The sequence below is a fragment of the Filimonas lacunae genome, assembly GCF_002355595.1.
Classification (GTDB): Bacteria; Bacteroidota; Bacteroidia; order Chitinophagales; family Chitinophagaceae; genus Filimonas; species Filimonas lacunae.
Genome location: NZ_AP017422.1, coordinates 2524548 through 2543904, shown reverse-complemented (window position 1 = coordinate 2543904; position 19357 = coordinate 2524548). Strand labels below are relative to the sequence as shown.

Genomic DNA, 19357 nt, shown 5'->3' with positions numbered 1-19357 from the left:
CTATCCTTCGTTCAATAAAAACTTATTAGATATCGCTTTAAAGGAAATCTTCCTGTCCAGCGACCGTATTACCAACCCTTCCCTTTCCGCATTCTTTCCTTTAGGACTTAACACAGAAGCACCATCTGCCATGGTAAGCAACTCATCAATGGTAGCGGGCAGCGTAAAGCTGTTATCTAATACAGGAACCGTTTCCAGCCCAAGGCTTTCAATAAAAGGAACAAACTCTTCCATAGGCAGGTATTGATACTTGTCTATATCAAATACATTAAAGAAGCGAGCCGTTTGGCCCCTTAAACCGTACATATTCTTCTGTATTCCTTCTCCTATCATTTCGCCTTGTATAGCCAGGTTTCTGCCGGTTGCACGCAGCTTGTTTTCTATATCGTTTACTCTGGCTACTTTCCACAGCGTGTTGTCCTCTGTTTCCAGCAATTCCAGGTTGCGGGAACATACCCCAAACTCACCATTATTCAAGTAGTAGGTAACCGAGCTACCATCCAGCTTTTCGGTAATATAAAAAGTATGTTTTTTATATTCTTCGTATTGCTCACTCAGATTTTGAACGCGTTCTTCATCTGTTTTATGCATAAAGGAAGGGAACAGCCCTTTCACTAAACCTGCCAACGAAGCAGGTACAGGTGGTTCATATTTGATAATGCCCAGCCTTTCTGCCACGTTTTCGCCCAGGGTGTACTCGTAATCGCCAAGTACACGCACAGGCAGCAATAAACCTTGTGAAATTTGTCCACGCAGTTTAATGGTCTTCAAGCGGAAGCCTTCCTGCTCACCCATCTTCCGGAATGAGCTCTTTCTTAAAAATTCAAATTCTTCTTTTACAGGTAAAAAAGAATCGATTTCGCAGTAGACTGCATGGTCGCCCACACGAAATTCATCTTTCTTAATCACTAACTGCCAGCCCTTAACAGTAGCGAGCTGGATTAAATCTGCACCGGGAATGGGTTGTACGCCGTCAATGATTACAATTGAGGCTAGCTTTCTTTCCATTGTAATAAATTAATAATTGTTAAATAAGGGCAAATAAAAAAGGCTGCCTGGAAGGGGCAGCCTTTAGTTTTATCAGTAAGCAAACTTTACACAGTTTGCGCAACTTTCTCAGCATGTAAACCTAACACATCAGCTGACCAGTTTCTTACTTTTTCACAAAGTGCTGCGTCTTTATCCAGGGCGTGTCCATAAGAAGGTATCATTTGCTTCAGCTTGGATTGCCACTGTTCGCTTTTGACCTCTTTGGGGAAACATTTTTCGACCAGCTCCACCATAATGGAAACTGCAGTAGAAGCACCCGGAGAAGCACCTAATAAAGCGGCAATAGAACCATCTGCTGCACTTACCATTTCGGTACCGAATTGTAAGATACCACCATGTTCTTCATCTTTCTTAATCACCTGTACACGCTGACCTGCCACTTCCAGTTCCCAATCTTCTTTCTTCGCATCTGGTAAAAATTCGCGCAGTGCTTCCAAACGATCATCAGAGCTTTGACGCACTTGCTGAATCAGGTATTTGGTCAGCGATAAGTTATCCTTACCAACCGCCAGCATCGGGCGTATGTTATTGAACTTAATGCTTAATGGTAAATCCAGGTAACTTCCGTTTTTCAGAAATTTGGTGCTGAAGCCTGCATAAGGCCCAAACAGCAGGGCTTTCTTGCCATTGATCAAACGGGTATCCAAGTGAGGTACAGACATCGGCGGCGCACCAACAGAAGCCTTACCATATACTTTTACATCGTGTTTGGCTATCACTTCAGGGTTCACACATTTCAGCCACTGGCCGCTTACCGGGAAGCCACCAAAACCTTTTCCTTCTGGAATACCAGATTTCAGTAACAAGGGTAAAGAACCACCACCGGCACCTATAAATACAAACTTCGCTTTGATTTCATTTTTACGACGTGTTTCCAGGTTTTTCACCTTCACAATCCAGCGACCATCTTCGGCCCTGTCCAGGTCGCGAATGTCGTGATTCATGTGCATGGTAACACCAGGCTGCTGCACCAGGTTATGGAACAAAGTGCGGGTTAACGCACCAAAGTTTACATCAGTACCAATTTTCATGCGGGTAGCAGCTACCTTTTGATTAGGATCACGCCCTTCCATTACCAGTGGCATCCACTCTCTTAATACTGCATGATCTTCGGAATATTCCATCCCTTTGAAAAGATGGTTGCTGGTTAAAGCATCGAAACGTTTTTTCAGATACGCTACATTCTCTTCCCCCCACACAAAACTTAAATGAGGAGTCAGGTGAATAAAGTCTTCAGCGGCACCGGTTAAGTTGTGCTCCACCAGGTAAGCCCAAAACTGACGCGATTCTTCAAAAGAAGCAGCAATTTCAATGGCTTTTTTAGGACTGATAGTACCATCCGCTTTTTCCGGAGTGTAGTTCAGTTCACAAAAAGCCGAATGTCCTGTACCCGCGTTATTCCACGCGTCAGAACTTTCTGCAGCTACTTCATCAAGCCTTTCGTAAATGGCTATTGTTAATTCGGGTTGCAGCTCCTTTAATAAAACGCCCAGGGTAGCGCTCATGATACCTGCACCTATCAAAACTATATCCGGCTCCTGATTAGAGGAATTGGTACGCTTACTCATTGATTATCATCTTCTGTTTCCAGCCGCAAAATTACATGTAAAAAACATCATTCACATAATGCACATTAGTACATTAGTAAAATTTTTATATAGAAATCACGCTTACAAATGTTCATTTTTATAATCTCACCCTGTAAATCAGCGTTTTTTTGTCCCAAAACCCGCGAAAAAACCGCTATTTCTTCTGAAAAATTACATAAAAACGACAAAACTGCGGAAATCAGGCGGTCTGTTAAGATATGTTTAATATTTTCAGAATTTACAAAAACTCCTATACATATTACAAAATAAATAAGATTGTAGTCAGGGCAACTACGCAACAGAAGAACTATTCCATCGCATTATACCCCAAACCAGAATCAGAATCGCTTTTGGAGTTGTTATTCATTTCCGGAGAACCGGTAAGTAACGGTCGCCTTTCCCCAATCTGCTGCCGCCACATAGCATAATACAAACCTTTCTTCTCCACTAATTCCTGGTGCGTACCCGTTTCAGCAATGCTGCCTTTTTCCAGCACAATAATGCGATCGGCATGCATAATGGTAGACAAACGATGCGCAATCAGCAACGTTATCTGTTCCCTCCTTTCTGAAATAGTACGTATTGTATCTGATATTACTTCTTCGGTAAGTGAGTCCAGTGCAGAAGTGGCTTCATCAAATATCAGCAGCCTTGGATTCCTTATCAGGGCCCGTGCTATGGATATACGCTGCCGCTCCCCGCCAGACAGTTTCAACCCTCCCTCCCCCAAACGGGTATAAATTCCATTGGCCGATCTTGCCAGCAATGCATCACAGGAGGCTTTATGCAAGGCCGCTAACACTTCTTCATCAGTAGCATCCGGCTTTACAAACAATAGGTTATCCTTTATCGTACCAGCAAACAACTGGGTATCCTGTGTTACAAAACCTATTTGCCTTCGCAGGGGATTAAAACGAATATCTGCCGATGACACCTCATTAAAGTAAATGCCTCCGCTAACCGGTTTATACAACCCCACCAGCAGTTTCACCAATGTGGACTTGCCCGAACCAGACGGCCCTACAAAGGCAATGGTTTCCCCTGTTTTTACTTCAAACGAAATATCATCAATCGCATTTTGCATCGCCGTTTTATGGCGAAACACCACATTATTAAAACGTAGCACTTCCAGCGGCCCTATCTCCACTGGCTCTTCGGGCTTTTGCTCCACCGGTTGTTTCATCAGTTTATCAAACAGCTGCAACGAAGCTTCTGCTTCCCGGTATTGTAAAATGATATTACCTAAATCCTGCAATGGGCCGAAAATGGAGGTAGTGATAAACTGCATGGCTATCAGTTCGCCTGTTGAAAGCACATTGTGAAAAATTAGCCAGAGCAAGGCAAACAATATAGACTGCCTTAACACATTCAAAGTGGTGCCCTGTAAAAAGCTTAATGTACGCACCTGCCTGGTCTTTTGCATTTCCAGGTCGAATATCTTCTGTGTAAACAGGCGCAGTCTTTTAATCTCCGGGTAAGTAAGGCCCAGGCTTTTCACCAACTCAATATTACGTAGTGATTCAGTGATGGCGCCGGAAAGCTGCAGGGTTTCCCGGTTAATAGAACGCTGCACCGTTTTCATACGCTTGCTGAGCAAACCCGTTAAACCGCCCAACACAATAATGCCTATGATAAAAATGGGAATGAGCGCCCAGTGTTTGGTAATGGCGTACCAGATTAAAAAGGCCATGCCTACTATGGAGGTAAAAAGGATATTAATGAGCGCATTGATAAACTTCTCTGTATCCGTGCGCACCTTTTGCAACAAAGCCAATGTTTCGCCACTGCGCTGATCCTCATACTCCTGGAAAGTAAGCCGCAGGGTTTGCTTCAATCCATCATTAAACACCTGCATCCCAAACTTCTGCACAACCAACCGCATAGTATATTCCTGTATCGATTTGGCCAGCCGCGCCAGTAAAGCAATGCCAATGGCTATGCCCATCCATCCCAGCACACCTTGCACCAACTCCTGCGGCGTTTTACCATTTACATTATGGGCATAATTGTCTATAATCTTTCCAAATATCACCGGGTCCACCATCGTAAGCACCTGGCTAATACCAGCCAGCAGCAGCGATAACACTACCAGCCAGCGATGGGGTTTTAAATAAGTCCATAAAATGCGCATAGCGTCCAGCTCTTTATTGCCTCACCGTCTCACAAAGACTACGCCACTGTCCTGTACCCGGTACTGCTGGTCCCTCTGGCCCCTTTTAGTCTACATCTGAAATAGCTTGGCTGGTGAAAAAAAGGCACCAGCCAAGCGTTTATCCATGCACCCGACGCTTCGAAAAGCGCTCACCAGCCTGTCGGGAATCAGGGATATAGTTTATCAGGCATTTGCCCCGCCATCAATAGTAAAGGCTGCTCCTGTAACAAACCCGGATTCTTCCCCTGCCACCCAGGCTACCAGGGAAGCGATGTCTGCCCCTTTACCGTATCGGGGAATAGCCATACGACTACGCTGAAAATCGGCACTGGGACCATCAGCCGGATTCATATCGGTATTAGCGCTTCCAGGCTGTATCATATCAAGAGAAGTATATCCCGAAGTGCCGCCACGCGTGGAATATGCCATTACAGAAGAAGGTTTTGAACTGAAACCCGTATTGATAAGTATTTCTATGTGGGGCGCAAAGCATAAACAAAAACATACGGGCATAGTGATGGATATTGCCGCCTGTACTACACCGGTGGAAGTAAAGTAAATGCAGAAGGAACCTGGGGACCTTTGTTACCTAATGGGCATTGCACGTTGGTAATGGTAACGGATAATAACTTTAACCAGGAAGAGAAAACGCAGTTGTTTCTGTTTGAAGTGACACTATAATTTGCAAGAATTATCCTAACAAAAAGCCCCTGCTTCATTAGCAAGGGCTTTTTAATGATGTATCATCTATACTGATTAAGTGTGCAACTTGTTCTTAACTTCGATAACAAAGTCTACGGACTCGCCAACTAAAGAAGCAATAGTTTGAATGTCAAAATCTGTATTATTGAGAAGATTGGTTACTACTTCGGCTTTTCCTACTGCTTTTCCACGCTCCTCAGCATCCTCTTTATCAATCTGTAATATTTGCTCATATATTCCCATATGTGCCGGATTTTTAATAATGAGTTTAATCTCTTCCTCAAATTTATGAAATAGCTGAGAATCTCCCAAATAGACGTATGTTCTGATAAATCCAATGAGTCGGCCTATTTTTTCCTTTGGCATTTGCTTTTTCAATAATCGCCGGATAAGACCCAGAAAAGATTCAACCAATTGTTCGTACCACAACAATGATACTCAAATTTATTCGGGTGGTATTTTGCGTCATTATCTGTGAATATCGCCAGGGAAGTCACTTCTCTCTTATACCTATCTCGTATCTTGTAAAAATAAGTGAACATACGCTCAGCAAACTGACTATCTCTATACCACTGAACTTCTATATGAATCAGCAGCCAGCTTTCTGTTCCATCTTTATACCAGGCCTTAACCAATTTATCCACAAATCGTGGGTGCTGTATAATTTCACCAGGGGTAATTTCATGTAGTTCTTTATCCATAAACTCGAAGCCCCTTTCCATAAAATATCCCTTGCTTGTAAAGTAGGCTCAGTTGCAGGCAGCAATTCGTTCTCGTTCATAAGGTCTAAAATAAACAGGCTTTTTCAAACATATCTGTTCATTTTGTTCAGGACATATCATAAAAAAGACCGTTCCCCTTTATCAGAAGAACGGTGCTGAAAATTGACAATACAAACATCTTGTAGCAGCCCCTTTGCCAACACTTCTGCTGCCCCCAAGCCGGCCTTTTAAACAAAACAAAATAGGCCTTCTAAACAAAGTACCCTCCAGGCAGGCATTCTAGTTTTGTATTCATAAACAAAATAAAAATGATACAGAACAATTACCAGGGAGCAAGGCAACATCCTATTGAAACAGGTTTCAATGCACAGTCTACAGCAGCCCATGTGATAAAAGGCATTGACCTTAGCCATACTATTGCTATTGTAACCGGCGGCAACACTGGCATTGGCCTGGAAACCACCCAAATACTGGCAAATGCAGGCGCCACCGTTATTGTTCCTGCGAGGGATATAGAAAAAGCAAAGAAAAACCTGCAAGGCATTGCCAATATTGAAATAGAACCCATGGATATTATGATCCCTTCCTCCATAGATGCTTTTGCAGAAAAATTTCTTTCCTCCAAACGACCATTACACTTACTCATCAATAATGCCGGGATTATGTGGGTGCCCTTGCGTAGAGATGAGCGTGGCATTGAATCCCAACTTGCAACCAATTACATCGGCCAATTTCACCTCACTGCCCGGCTTTGGCCAGCGCTTAAACAAGCAAACGGTGCCAGGGTGGTAAATGTTTCCTCCCTTGGCCATCATATGTCCCCCTTCCATTTCGATGATCCCAATTTCGAACATCGTAACTACGAAACGCTACAAGCTTATGGTCAATCAAAAACAGCCAGTAATTTGTTTACCGTGGAACTGGATAATCGCGCAAAAGAATACCAGGTCAGAGCTTACGCTGTGCATCCGGGTTCTATCGCAGGAACCGAACTGGCCAGGGAAGCACCAGTAGAATTATTTCAAAAAATGGGTTTCCTGGATGAAAAGGGTAATATACGCGCCGAAGTGTTAGCCTCTCTAAAAACAATACCACAGGGAGCTGCCACCACCGTGTGGGCTGCCACCAGCTTACATCTCCAAGGCATAGGAGGCGTTTATTGTGAAGATGGCGATATTGCCGAACTGATACCCGCCAACCCGGATACTCCTTCGCTGGCAACACCTCACAAAAACGGAGTACAGAAATATTCATTGGATGAATCTGGTGCAAAGCGTCTCTGGATGCTTACAGAAGAGATGACCGGTATTCCATTTCCTGTAGAATAACACAGCGCTTCCCCGGAAATAAATTTTAGCATTATGTAATTTGCAAACGCAACTGTATTACAATGGAATATCAAGCCAAATATATCACAGACGACATCAAGCTTTCCTGCTACCAGGACCAGTTTTTTAAATCCGATATTCTTTTTGAACATCACATGCTTATCTGGTTTATTTCCGGGGAGACTAAAATTGTGCGGCCTGAAGCAACCTACTTCTTTAAAAAAGGAGATATCTTTTTAATTCCGAGAAACCAGCTGGCTACCATTATCAATTACCCGAAAGATGGGTTGCCACATCAAACCGTTGTCATGCACCTGACAACAGAACGGCTCAGAAAATTTTACGACCAGCTACTTATTAAACCAGTAACAGGATATATCCCTTCCATAAAACATTATAGTAATCATCCTTTGCTGGAAAGTTGCCTAAGCTCGCTGATTCCTTATTTCAACATGAACAATATACCTAAGGATATTGCACATCTGAAAATTACAGAAGCTGTTACCATACTTCGTACTATAGATCCCGAAATAGACCATGTGTTGGCCAACTTTGAAGAACCTGGCAAAATAGACCTGGCAGATTACATGGAGAAAAACTTTATGTTTAATATGCCGTTGGAGAAGTTTAGTTATTTAACAGGCAGAAGTCTGACAACGTTTAAAAGAGATTTCAAAAAGATATTTGAGATAACGCCTCAACGCTGGCTGACTAAAAAACGACTGGATCTGGCACATTACCAGTTTGCGGAAAAAAAGAAAAAACCTATTGATGTTTGCTATGAAGTAGGCTTTGAAAACCTTTCTCATTTTTCTTATGCATTCAAAAAACAATTTGGTTATGCGCCTACCGATTTATTATCGGCTTAAAGAGCTATCCAACCTCGATGCGTTAGCAATAATTAGAGATAGCTTGTTTACCCTGAAATGGTTACATTTAATGTATGAAACAACACACCGTAAGAATACTAACCGTACACAACATCACACACGATGTAAGAGTATATCGCATAGAAAAACCTAGCGGTTATCAGTTTATACCCGGACAAGCCACCGAAGTATCTATTAATAAAGAAGGCTGGACCGAAGAAAAACGACCATTCACATTTACCAGCCTGAACGAATGGCCTTACCTGGAGTTTACGATCAAATCCTATCATGATCATAACGGGGTTACCAAAGAACTGTATCAGTTAAAGCCGGGAGATGAATTAATTATCCGGGATATATGGGGCGCCATTGCCTATAAAGAGCCAGGTTACTTTCTGGCAGGCGGCGCAGGTATTACTCCTTTTGTAGCTATACTGCGACAGTTACACCATCAAAATGTCCTGGCGGATAATAAATTATTTTTCTCCAACAAAACACTGAGTGATATTATATATCATAATGAACTGGACACTATGCTGGAAAATAATGTTATATATACTCTTACACGCGAACAACACCCCAACTACTTACACGGCCCTATTAATCAGGAATTTATTACAAAATATATTACTGATTTCTCTAAACCATTTTACATTTGCGGCCCTGATAAAATGGTAACGGACCTTACTCATATATTAACCAGCCTGGGCGCCAGCCCCGATGCAGTAGTGTTTGAACAATAACATTCTGCTCATTTTTATGTATATTTTTAGCTATTTATTTTTTTTTCTTAACCGAACGCAATCGATTGCAAATTTATACCTATTTTTATTATCTATTCTGCAAAGAGTAGTATTCTATCATTAAAATTAACACCAGTAGCCATTGCTTGAACCTTCCATATGTCCCCACCTGACGGCCGGAAGAGCATCGATTTCAAAAAATTGCTTACATAACGAAAACTAGCACATTATGAAAAAAAACACAGCCCCCAAAGGGTTGCCAGGCTGTTTTATGCGTATAAAACTGCTCCTGTTGCTTGTTGCACATTGTTTATGCCTCGCCACTTACGCTCACCCCCCTGCTGTTATTACCGGCAAAGTCATTACTGAAACAGGCGAACCACTGTCCGGCGTTTCTGTATTGATCAAAGGCAGTAATAAGGGCACCACTACCAACCAAACAGGTAGCTTTTCCATTACAGCAGCCACCGGCGATGTGCTGGAATTTTCTATTGTGGGATATAAAAAAGTTACCGTAACAGTAGGAACAGAAACAAACATCACTATCCGCTTACAAGCCGACGTAACCAATCTTAATGATATAGTGGTGGTAGGTTACGGTTCTCAAAGAAGAAGCACATTAACTGGTGCCGTATCTTCCGTGAGTGGTAAAACATTGGGTGAACTTCCTGTAGCCGGCGTAGATCAGGCTTTACAGGGCCGTGTAACCGGCTTAAACGTTACCAATAACGGATCGCCGGGCGATGCTCCTATTATCGCCATCAGGGGTATCAGTTCTATTGGATACGCTACAGATCCTTTATATGTAATAGATGGGTTCCCTTCCGCCAATATGACTTACTTTGATGCAAAAGATGTAGAGTCCATAGAAGTGTTGAAAGACGCCAGCGCAGCAGCAATCTATGGCTCCAGGGCCACTAACGGGGTGATTATGATCACCACTAAAAAAGGTAAAAGAGATGGTAAGCTACAGGTAAATCTCGACTCTTATGTAGGCATACAAAGCCCCTGGAAGAAGATTGACCTGTTAAATACCCAGCAATACCAGCAATATGCCAAGGCATTATTGGGTGAAGATGGTTACAATAGTATTCCACGTTTGCAACCCGCTAATTTTAATTCGCCTATTTACAGCGGCGCTACACAAACCTATGCGCAAACGAATACAGACTGGCAGGATGAATACTTTGTAAGAAACGCCTTGATCACCCAGCATAATTTATCCTTAAGCGGCGGTACAGATAAGTCGCGCTTTTATACCTCTTCCGGTTATTTTAAACAGGATGGTATTGCACAGGGACTGGGCTTTGAAAGGGGTAACTTCCGTGTCAACTCAGAACATAAGCTGAGTAAGGTGTTCACCTTTGGAGAAAACCTGTACCTCTCTGTAAACAAACAGAAGTATGAAGGCACTGGCGGCAACCGCTCTCCTTTAACCAACGTGGTGCGCATGCAGCCTTATTTGCCCGTTTACGATCCTACGCTGCCAGGCGGCTTCCGTGGCCCTAACAGCAGCTTTGATGCATCCGATCCCACTAACCCGGTAGAAGGTGCACTGGTGGGCTATAATACACGCAAAACACTGAAAATACTGGGTACTGCTTACCTGGATATCAACCTGACGCCCTGGCTAAAGGCACGTTCTACTTACGGTGTAGATTATTCCAATTTATACCAGCAGCAATATATACCGATATTCGACGATGGAGGAACAGGCACCACGCCTACTGCTAAAATCACCAACGAACGTCAGCTATATACTACACAGCTTTTTACCCAGCAGCTGACTTTTGACAAGCTCTTTCACGAACATCATGTGAATGTAACTGCTGTATATGAACAGCAGGGACAAAGTTATATCGACGAAACTGCTTCCGGCAACCAGAATAACAATAATGTAAAAACCCTGAATGGTGCAAGCAATATAGCTGCTAACAGTCGCCTGGAAGAGAACTTCATACTCTCTTATGTAGGTCGTTTAACTTACGACTTCGCCGGCAAATACATGCTCAGTGCCAGTATGCGCCGGGATGGCTTGTCGGTTTTTGCACCGGGTCATAAGTATAAAAACTTCCCTGCGGCATCTATCGGCTGGAAGCTGGACAAAGAATCGTTCCTAAACGGTATACCTGAAATATCAGAATTGAAAATAAGAGCAGGCTATGGCCTTACCGGCATTAACGGTACAGTATTGGGCAACTATCCTTACCAGCTTCCTGTACAAGGCAATCAGACAGATTATCCTTTCAACGGCACCATCAGCGGCCCTAATGGCAGCTTTTATAACAGGCAGGCCAACCCCGACCTGGAATGGGAAGTAACCAAGCAGCTGAACTTTGGTGTAGACTTAGGATTATTCGGCAATAGGGTAACCCTTACTGCAGAATACTTCAGAAGAAAAACAGACAACCTGATTATCAAAGTGCCTTTACCGCCTTCTTTTGGCTATGGAACAGCTACAGACAACCTGCCCCCTATCAACGTTGCCAGCATGCAAAACAATGGATTTGAAGTACAGCTGGGTTACCATAAAACACAAGGTGCTTTTAAATGGGATATCAGCGGACTGGTTAGCGCCTATAGGAATAAGGTGCTAAAACTGAACACGGAAAACGCTTCTTTCACCGGCGGTGCTGATGCCGACTTTGGCAATGGCGATATTACCAACACAGTGGTAGGCCAGCCTATACAATCATTTTATGGCTATGTAACAGATGGTATATTTCAAAATGCAGAAGAGGTAACCAAAGCTGCCGTTCAGGTAGCCGGAGCCACTTCCGCAGGTGATATCCGGTTTAAAGATTTAAAGCCAGATGGTAAAATTACTTCGGAGGACAGAACCTTTATCGGTAGCTATCTGCCTAAATTCTCATATTCACTGAACTATACCGCTTCTTATAAAAACTTTGATGCAGGTGTATTTTTTCAAGGCGTACAGGGCAATAAAATATTCAATGCCGAAAGAGTGATTGTAGAAGGCATGGTGAGGCTGTTTAACTCCGGCACCAATGTACTGAATGCGTGGACGCCTACTAATACGCGTACCGACATACCACGGGCTGTGAATGGTGATCCGAATGGCAATTCACGGGTAAGTACCCGGTGGATAGAAAACGGTTCTTTCCTGCGTGTTAAAAACCTCATGATTGGTTATACACTTCCGGAATCTGCTTTACAATCGCTTACTAAGAATACTATCACCCGTTTCAGAGTATATGTATCTTCTCAAAACCTGTTCACCTTTACCGGTTACAAAGGCTGGGACCCCGAAATAGGTTCCAGAAGAAACACCTTAACCAACGGCATTGATTATGGACAATACCCTTCTGCAAGATCCTTCCAGTTAGGTGTGCAGGTAGGATTTTAATGTTTTGTGAATACTTAAAAAGATATTTATGTTCAACAGATATATATTGAAAAGCCTGGCTGCTTCCTGTTTACTGGTAAGTGCCTGTAGTAAAAACCTTGACAAATCAGATCCGAATACTGTTCCAGTTAATCAATACTATAAAACAGCTGCCGAATTACAATCCGGCACCAATGCTATTTACGCCGCCATGCATGGCAACTCGCTGGTAGCCCGTGAATGGTTTTTTGTGCACGATTTGCGCAGTGATGATGTAGCTACCGGTGGTGGCCAGCTCGAAGCCCCCAGGGGACAAATACTGACAGGAGCAACAGACCCTACCAACTCTGTAATGAATGCTGTATGGAACGGCGCTTATACTATGATTCATCGGGCCAATGCTGTTATTGAAAACAGTCCTAAAGTAACAGACAATACCACCTTACGCGATCGCTGTGTAGGTGAGGCCAAATTCTTACGCGCCTGGGCTTATAACGAGTTGGTGACCATGTGGGGACCGGTACCTATATACACGAATACGGTTGCTAACTCCAATGGTTATAAACCCCGGTCGTCTGAAGATGACGTATATGCATTAATCATCAAAGACCTGCAGGATGCCGCTACCGTGTTGCCCACTAAAACCAATACAGATAAAGGTCGCGCTACCAATGCAGCCGCTAACTTTTTACTGGGCCGCGTGCTGATGCAAAGAGGAGATTACACCGGTGCCAGAACCGCATTGCTGAAAATACCTACCAGCGGTGCAGACGGTTACTCGCTCACCAACCGCTACCTGGACAACTTTGAAGAAGAAACAGAATATAACAGCGAAAGTGTTTTTGAAACCTCTTTTGCCGATAAAGGCAATAACGATTTTAACTGGGGCAACCCTGTGGGCGATGGTCCTTCTGCTCCACAAACCACTATTCGCAACCAGGAATACAATCCCGTAGCATGGCGCAACCTTATCCCTTCCAATAAACTGCTGGCAGAATATGAAAGCACGGTAAATGGAAGCGCTAAAACCGATCCCCGTTTTAAATATAGCATATACCAAAGCGGAGACGCCATTAACAACAACACACAAACGCTTACCGATGCCATGCAAAACGGTAGTTCCTCTGTATTAAACGGCGCTACTAAAAAAATCAGCTGGCGCAAATACACGCTCCTATATAAAGAAAATGTAAGCTATCATCCCGGCGGTGATAACCAGCGCATTTTCCGTTATGCAGAAGTTTTGCTGATGCTGGCAGAATGTGAAAATGAGTTAAACAATATACCCGGCGCTGTTGGCTATCTGAACCAAATACGTAACAGAGCTGATGTAACTATGCCTATATATCCTACTGCACAATTCCCTGTAGGCACCAAAGAACAGGTTACCAAGGCGCTGATGCACGAAAAAACAGTGGAAATGGCTTGCGAGGAAGTACGCAATATTGATATTATCCGCTGGCGTAAAAAAGGATATTTCACCGGTGGTGATCCCTTATCTTATTTCCAGGTGAACCGGGATGAATTGTTACCAATTCCGCAAGCGGAGATAGATAATAATCCGCAGCTGGGTGCCGGGGGCATTAATAAGCAAAATCCGGGGTATTAATAGAACTACTTTTTAAAGATCAAAGCAATAGAACTGGGCAGATATAATAAAAACAAGTCATATTGGCCCAGTTCTTTGCTAATAAAAAAGCCCTTGTCTATTAAACAAGGGCAATAAATATTATACTCTATAAATTTTAAAATTCATTACTTGCACCAGCCGGCAATTCATTTTTGATTTCGATTACAAAATCAACAGGCACATCTACCAACTTGGCTATTGTTTGAATGGAATGGTCTGTATCACAAAGCAAATTTGTAACAATCTTCGCCTTAACCTCGTCTTTTTCCATCTCTAAGATCTGTTCGTAAATTCCCATATGATCAGGATTTTTAGTAATTTCTTTAATCTCTTTTGTATCTGTCCGGATGGTAGTCATCATCATTATCGGTGAAGATGGCCAGCGAAGTAATTTCCTGTTGAAACTTATCATATATCCGGTAAAAGTAAGTGAACATGCGTGCAGGAAAATGATTGTCCACATAGCCTTGCACTTCTACATGTAGCAGTAGCCATTTTTCAGCGCCGTCTTTATACCAGAGCTTTACTAATTTGTCTACAAAACGGGGATGCCTTAGTTCATGGGCTGGTGTTATCTCGTGTAGTTCTTTGTCCAGGAATTCAAATCCTTTGTCTATATCAAATTTATCGTCTGCATCTGCAAAAAAGAAACGCAGAAAGTCAGCAAACAAATCTTCCACTATTCCCTTCCATAATAAGTCTCCTTTTTGTACAGTTGGTTTTGTAGGTGCAAGCAATTGGTTTGGTTTGATTTCATATCAGCTAAAAATAAAGCAGCAGAACTATACCACATTGTTCATTTTATTCAGGGCCAGATGTTACAAGCTCCCCCTTACCGGGTATTGGTCGTAATCGCCCTTTTATTTGTCAGTTTTGCCCGTTTCCGTTAGCAGTATTTATCTGAGATTTACACCACAAACGATAGGTATTAGTAAACAGAAACAACAATTGATATGGGAAATATTGTATTATTCATGCACACATCACTCGATGGCTTTGCAGCAGGTCCAAAGGGTGAAATGGATTGGATTCATGTAGATGAGGAAATATTTGACTTCGGAGCAAAAAGGATCACGAAAACGAATACGGCATTGTATGGAAGAATCACCTTTGAGATGATGGAAAGCTACTGGCCAACAGCGGCAGATAAGCCTGGAGCATCCAAACACGACCGTGAACATGCCGCCTGGTATAAGGAAGTACATAAAGTAGTATTGTCTAATACATTGAACCAGGACACACTGAAGAATACTACTGTGATTGGAAAGCACTATGTGGATGCACTTCGCGATGTAAAGAAGAATACAACAGGCGAAATACTGCTTTTTGGAAGTCCTTCTACAGCACATGCCCTTTTAGCGGAAAACCTCATCGATGCCTGTTGGCTTTTTGTAAACCCGGTATTGTTGGGAGAAGGTATTCCTGTATTCAAAAACATGAAAGAAAAGCAGTCGATGACACTGCTGCAAACACACGTATTTAGCTCGGGAGTAGTTTGTCTTCACCACAAAATGCAGCATGGCTAGGTATTCCTCAAATGAAAAGCCCCTTACTTAAGAAGGTAAGGGGCCGGAATAAACTTCTATTGAAGATGCCTATTCAAAAGGAATATATCCTAAATCTCCATCCGTTTCGATGATAGTGGCATTGCCTACTTTATGCGCTCTTATCACTTTTACCCGTGGCCTTGTATCTCCGTATATCCCCACCAGGTTTACATATTTCTGTCCATCCTCTTCTGTCACCTGCATCTTGTTCTTATTATCATCACTTCCAAAATAAGGATACCATTGCATCAACTCTGTAAAGGCAGTGTTGTACAAATCTCCTTCGTGCATATCTGCCAGCGACAATTGTATATCCGGTAAAATAGCTGCTACCATGGGCGAATTATAGCTATAAGGTGCATTTTTAATTTTAGTGATATAATCCCTCAGTGTAATACCCTTGCTGTAATACGCACCATCCGCAGGTAAAAAAACAGTGTAGGTGCGATTGGGGCTGTTAATGTAGTTTAAAGCACTATCATAAATACGTGCATACAGATCGTAGTTACTGCCAGACAGTGCCGGGTATCCCCTGTAGAGTGTATCCAGGTAAGTGTAAGCGGGATCTTGCTGTAACCAACCTCCTACGCTGGTAACCGGATAGCTGGGTTGCCGTACCAGGAAAGTGTCTTTACTGTACTGTAAAGGCCCCTGGTAGGTGCGCCATGAAAACACGCCGGTGGAAGATGCAGCAGGCAGTGTTACCAGCAGGGTATCTTTGCCATTGCCACCTGTAATTGTTGCGGGAAAGCCTTCCAGGAAAATATGATTGTCGGCATTGGCAATGCTGAAATTTTCCACATACAGTGTAATGCTTTCTCCGGCATAGCCATACCGGGGCCAGAAGCCCAGCAATGCAGGCGTAGGCTTCACATCAAGGGAAGGGCCCTCCGCACTGCTGAATTGTTTACCATAGCTAATAGTAACCGTTACCTGGCCAGACCGTGTTTGCGCCGGCACCAATACTTGCAAACTGTCTGCAACACTCTTCAGCAAAGTGCAGGGTCTGTCATTAATAAACACTTCAGTAAGCCGCTGCTGCTGTATCAGTGAGGCTCCATATATAACCAATGTATCGCCTGCCTGTGCAAAACTTCTGTTCAGCTTGCTTATCACTGGTGTAATAATGGATACCTGCTGTTGCATTGTCTCCTCTTTTTTGCAGGCGGTAAAAGCCAGTGGCATCGCTGCCATAGTGAGTAAACTATATAAATATTGTTTCATGATTTAGAAATTGATGATGGTAGACAGGTTTATCGTTTTGTTTACATTACCATCTGCCGGGGCTTTATAGCCGCGCAGTATCATGGTATAACATTTACCGGCTTCCAGCGGAAAAGACTTGCGTATCAATATCCGCTCTTCTCCGGTGTCTGCATCCGTATATACAATACGGATTCCGGGTTTAACAGCTGGTGGCACACTTGCATATTTCGTTACCTGCCTAAAGCGCGTATTGTCTAACCCTTCCACAGGCAACGAATCTATTTTTACCTGCACAGGCCCTGCATCTGCGCCCAGGTGTATTAAACGTAGTCTGGCATTGGCTTTATCTGTCGTAACATCATCTTTGCTAACCAGGGTTTCATAATAACCCAGGCTGTCTGCCAGGTAAAGGGTATAATGTTGGGCTGCTTCAAAATGGTATACCCCTTCTATAATCTTATCAGCTTTACCGGAAGTATCGGGTGTACCGGTAAAGGCAATGCGATACCGCCCTGTGTCTGTAATGCGATAAGAAGAAGCGTTGAATGCGCCTACCAGACCTCTGCCATTGTTATTGTAATCGAGACTGCCACCGTAAGTGTTATTGACCAGCACCAGGCTGTTGAGTCCATAAAAATCGGCTACGCCATTGTAAAACATCAGGTAAGACACAGCCGGCGCAGGCTGCATTTCCGCTTCTTTGTTACAGGATGCCAGCACTCCAAAAGTCAGCACCGTTATTATATTCTTCAGTTTCATATTGCTCTGTTTATTCCTCTATAGTTATTTTACTCATTTTTACATCACCGGAAGGTATGATAGAGCTGTATCCCGCATACAGGTTGCCAAACTGGTCGAATACAATCGTATCAATAGTACCCATAAAAGCGTTTTCCCCTTTCTGTTTGGTTTGCATCAGCTCCCGGTCGCTTAACGATCCGCCACCAGTATAACCACCAGCTACTTTGGCAATGGTTTCCTGCTTCAGGTTCATTTTGTACAAAATATTCTGACCAAACAGAATATTACCATCAAAGTCCAGATCAAACGTAGTGGCATAGTTTAATGCTACTTCTTTAAAAGTACCTGTGGTGATAGAGGAGTACTGCCCGGTGGGTAACCCTATAATAGTAGCGGCTTCCCTGGTATCCAGGTTTACTTCCACTACATTCATCTGCCAGCCACCTCCTTCACAGAGCAGATAAAACTTGCCGTTGCCAGCCAGCACCATACCCTTTGTTCCGGTTAGCCGCACTTCCTCATTAAAGCCATCGGTATGCTCTTCAATACCGGTGTAAAAGGGTACCGAATAGGTGACACCATCTATATCTTCAAAATCATACACATCCTTTTGGCCTTTACCCAGCAAGGTTTCCAGCCTTCCATGGCTGAATTTGCGCAGCAGGGTACCGGCTTCTGCGTGGTCTATGGCACCATCCATAAAATACAGACTACCTTCTTTATCAAAAGTGAGCGATTGCGGATAGTATATCATAGCAGAATCCACCGGGCCATCTTCCACGCCCCTGTAGTCATCCATACTACGGGAAGGATATTTTACAATACTCCGCCCGCCGCCCAACACTATTTCAATAGCGCCGGTAGCAGGGTTTAACCGTTGTATCAACGCATAGCTGGATTGGAAACCGGTGGCAGGATCAGCGTCTGTATAAAAAATACTGGTAAAATAAATCTTACCATCCGGCCCTGCTTGCAGGTCTTTCTTCTCCACCAGCTTTAACTGCGAACCGGTAGTAGCCATATAGTTATCGCCACCGCCTGCAATAGTGGTGACTACCCCATTATACAGCTTTCGTATACGATAAGTTAAGTCATCCGGTTGCTGATCCATAAAATAAAAGGTCTGACTAACCTCATCATATGTAAGCCCCAGCACCCGGTTCACCACGGCTTCTCCCCGTAGCCCGTCTTTTAAACGCCGGGGCATAGTATATTGATAATTATTATCAATCAGCGTACTGTCCATCACCGTAAATAAAAAAGGCTCTACAAACGACTGACCGGGAATAAGGATATCTGGTCTGTATACTTCAAAAGCCAGCGCTGGTTTAGGTACATCATTCAGGGTAAAGTAAAGAATGCCTGGTCCTATTTTGGCAGCAGCGGGTATTGTAATGTTGAAGGTATCCATCAGTACGGTTATCTGCTGACTGCCCGATTCTGAACGTACCGTTGTATTGGCGCTGCCATGTGTAAGTACGGTTGCTTCCACGCCTCCCACATATATTTTCACAGTGGCATCCGGCTCTCCTATTTTAGCATACAGGGTTACGGTTTCATCTATTTTTGCGCCGGCAATATTGGTTTCGCCTTTTCGTCCCACCCGCAGAATACCGGAGGAGCGGTTTTGCTGTTCCAGCCTGTCTTCATATTTTTTGCTGCACGAAAAAAGCAGGCAGGCAGCAACTGCTATAGAAAGGAATGATAGTATAATTGGTTTCATCAGGATGTT

General features: G+C 43.4%; 18 protein-coding genes. 7 read left to right on the top strand and 11 right to left on the bottom strand.

Going from position 1 to position 19357, the window contains the following annotated elements:
- From FLA_RS09950 to FLA_RS09930, 4 genes are all read right to left on the bottom strand, one after another.
- Complete coding sequence (locus tag FLA_RS09950) at positions 1 to 1008, bottom strand: RNA ligase (ATP) (RefSeq protein WP_076380327.1); 1008 nt, start codon at positions 1006 to 1008, stop codon at positions 1 to 3.
- Between the two features lie 86 nt (positions 1009 to 1094).
- The gene (locus tag FLA_RS09945) at positions 1095 to 2618 is read right to left on the bottom strand and encodes a malate:quinone oxidoreductase (RefSeq protein WP_076380326.1); all 1524 of its coding nucleotides are present in this window, start codon (positions 2616 to 2618) and stop codon (positions 1095 to 1097) included.
- Positions 2619 to 2946: 328 nt separating this feature from the next.
- On the bottom strand, positions 2947 to 4770 hold the full coding sequence (locus tag FLA_RS09935) for an ABC transporter ATP-binding protein (protein WP_084206332.1): 1824 nt from the start codon (positions 4768 to 4770) through the stop codon (positions 2947 to 2949).
- Positions 4771 to 4974: 204 nt separating this feature from the next.
- Positions 4975 to 5220 (bottom strand): SDR family oxidoreductase, encoded by a 246-nt coding sequence (locus FLA_RS09930; protein WP_144264079.1) that lies wholly within the window; start codon positions 5218 to 5220, stop codon positions 4975 to 4977.
- On the opposite strand from FLA_RS09930, the gene FLA_RS31820 reads away from it, so the two are divergent.
- On the top strand, positions 5195 to 5350 hold the full coding sequence (locus FLA_RS31820; protein ID WP_317043533.1) for a winged helix-turn-helix transcriptional regulator: 156 nt from the start codon (positions 5195 to 5197) through the stop codon (positions 5348 to 5350). The two genes, FLA_RS09930 and FLA_RS31820, sit on opposite strands and share 26 nt — an antisense overlap.
- 197 nt (positions 5351 to 5547) lie before the next feature.
- Here FLA_RS31820 and FLA_RS09920 read toward each other — a convergent pair whose 3' ends face one another.
- Both FLA_RS09920 and FLA_RS09915 read right to left on the bottom strand, forming a co-directional pair.
- Positions 5548 to 5859: a hypothetical protein gene (locus FLA_RS09920; RefSeq protein WP_076380323.1), complete on the bottom strand. Its 312-nt coding sequence runs from the start codon at positions 5857 to 5859 to the stop codon at positions 5548 to 5550.
- A gap of 8 nt (positions 5860 to 5867) precedes the next feature.
- Positions 5868 to 6194, bottom strand: coding sequence for an RpnC/YadD family protein (locus tag FLA_RS09915; RefSeq protein WP_144264078.1), 327 nt, complete (start codon positions 6192 to 6194; stop codon positions 5868 to 5870).
- A 329-nt stretch (positions 6195 to 6523) separates the two neighbouring features.
- Here FLA_RS09915 and FLA_RS09910 point away from each other — a divergent pair, with 329 nt between their 5' ends.
- From FLA_RS09910 to FLA_RS09890, 5 genes are all read left to right on the top strand, one after another.
- A complete protein-coding gene (locus FLA_RS09910; RefSeq protein ID WP_076380321.1) occupies positions 6524 to 7543 on the top strand; it encodes an SDR family NAD(P)-dependent oxidoreductase in 1020 nt (339 codons plus the stop codon).
- Between the two features lie 62 nt (positions 7544 to 7605).
- Positions 7606 to 8412: an AraC family transcriptional regulator gene (locus FLA_RS09905; RefSeq protein WP_076380320.1), complete on the top strand. Its 807-nt coding sequence runs from the start codon at positions 7606 to 7608 to the stop codon at positions 8410 to 8412.
- 74 nt (positions 8413 to 8486) lie between these two features.
- The gene (locus FLA_RS09900; protein ID WP_076380319.1) at positions 8487 to 9155 is read left to right on the top strand and encodes an FAD-binding oxidoreductase; all 669 of its coding nucleotides are present in this window, start codon (positions 8487 to 8489) and stop codon (positions 9153 to 9155) included.
- Positions 9156 to 9384: 229 nt separating this feature from the next.
- The gene (locus FLA_RS09895; RefSeq protein WP_076380318.1) at positions 9385 to 12522 is read left to right on the top strand and encodes a SusC/RagA family TonB-linked outer membrane protein; all 3138 of its coding nucleotides are present in this window, start codon (positions 9385 to 9387) and stop codon (positions 12520 to 12522) included.
- 28 nt (positions 12523 to 12550) lie between these two features.
- Positions 12551 to 14110, top strand: a complete 1560-nt coding sequence (locus FLA_RS09890; RefSeq protein ID WP_076380317.1) for a RagB/SusD family nutrient uptake outer membrane protein — start codon at positions 12551 to 12553, stop codon at positions 14108 to 14110.
- 136 nt (positions 14111 to 14246) lie between these two features.
- Here the strand turns inward: FLA_RS09890 and FLA_RS09885 are convergent, their stop codons facing one another.
- Positions 14247 to 14429, bottom strand: a complete 183-nt coding sequence (locus FLA_RS09885; protein WP_076380316.1) for a hypothetical protein — start codon at positions 14427 to 14429, stop codon at positions 14247 to 14249.
- Between the two features lie 25 nt (positions 14430 to 14454).
- Complete coding sequence (locus FLA_RS09880) at positions 14455 to 14868, bottom strand: RpnC/YadD family protein (RefSeq protein ID WP_076380315.1); 414 nt, start codon at positions 14866 to 14868, stop codon at positions 14455 to 14457.
- A gap of 216 nt (positions 14869 to 15084) precedes the next feature.
- Between FLA_RS09880 and FLA_RS09875 the strand changes: the two genes are divergently transcribed.
- Positions 15085 to 15657, top strand: a complete 573-nt coding sequence (locus FLA_RS09875) for a dihydrofolate reductase family protein (RefSeq protein WP_076380314.1) — start codon at positions 15085 to 15087, stop codon at positions 15655 to 15657.
- Between the two features lie 69 nt (positions 15658 to 15726).
- On the opposite strand, the gene FLA_RS09870 is transcribed toward FLA_RS09875, so the two are convergent.
- Genes FLA_RS09870 through FLA_RS09860 form a run of 3 tightly spaced genes read right to left on the bottom strand, consistent with a single transcriptional unit; the run spans position 15727 to position 19348 of the window.
- Complete coding sequence (locus FLA_RS09870; protein ID WP_084206330.1) at positions 15727 to 16902, bottom strand: IPT/TIG domain-containing protein; 1176 nt, start codon at positions 16900 to 16902, stop codon at positions 15727 to 15729.
- Between the two features lie 3 nt (positions 16903 to 16905).
- Complete coding sequence (locus FLA_RS09865) at positions 16906 to 17643, bottom strand: DUF4397 domain-containing protein (protein ID WP_076380312.1); 738 nt, start codon at positions 17641 to 17643, stop codon at positions 16906 to 16908.
- A 10-nt stretch (positions 17644 to 17653) separates the two neighbouring features.
- Positions 17654 to 19348: an NHL repeat-containing protein gene (locus FLA_RS09860; RefSeq protein ID WP_076380311.1), complete on the bottom strand. Its 1695-nt coding sequence runs from the start codon at positions 19346 to 19348 to the stop codon at positions 17654 to 17656.
- Positions 19349 to 19357 lie beyond the last annotated feature (9 nt).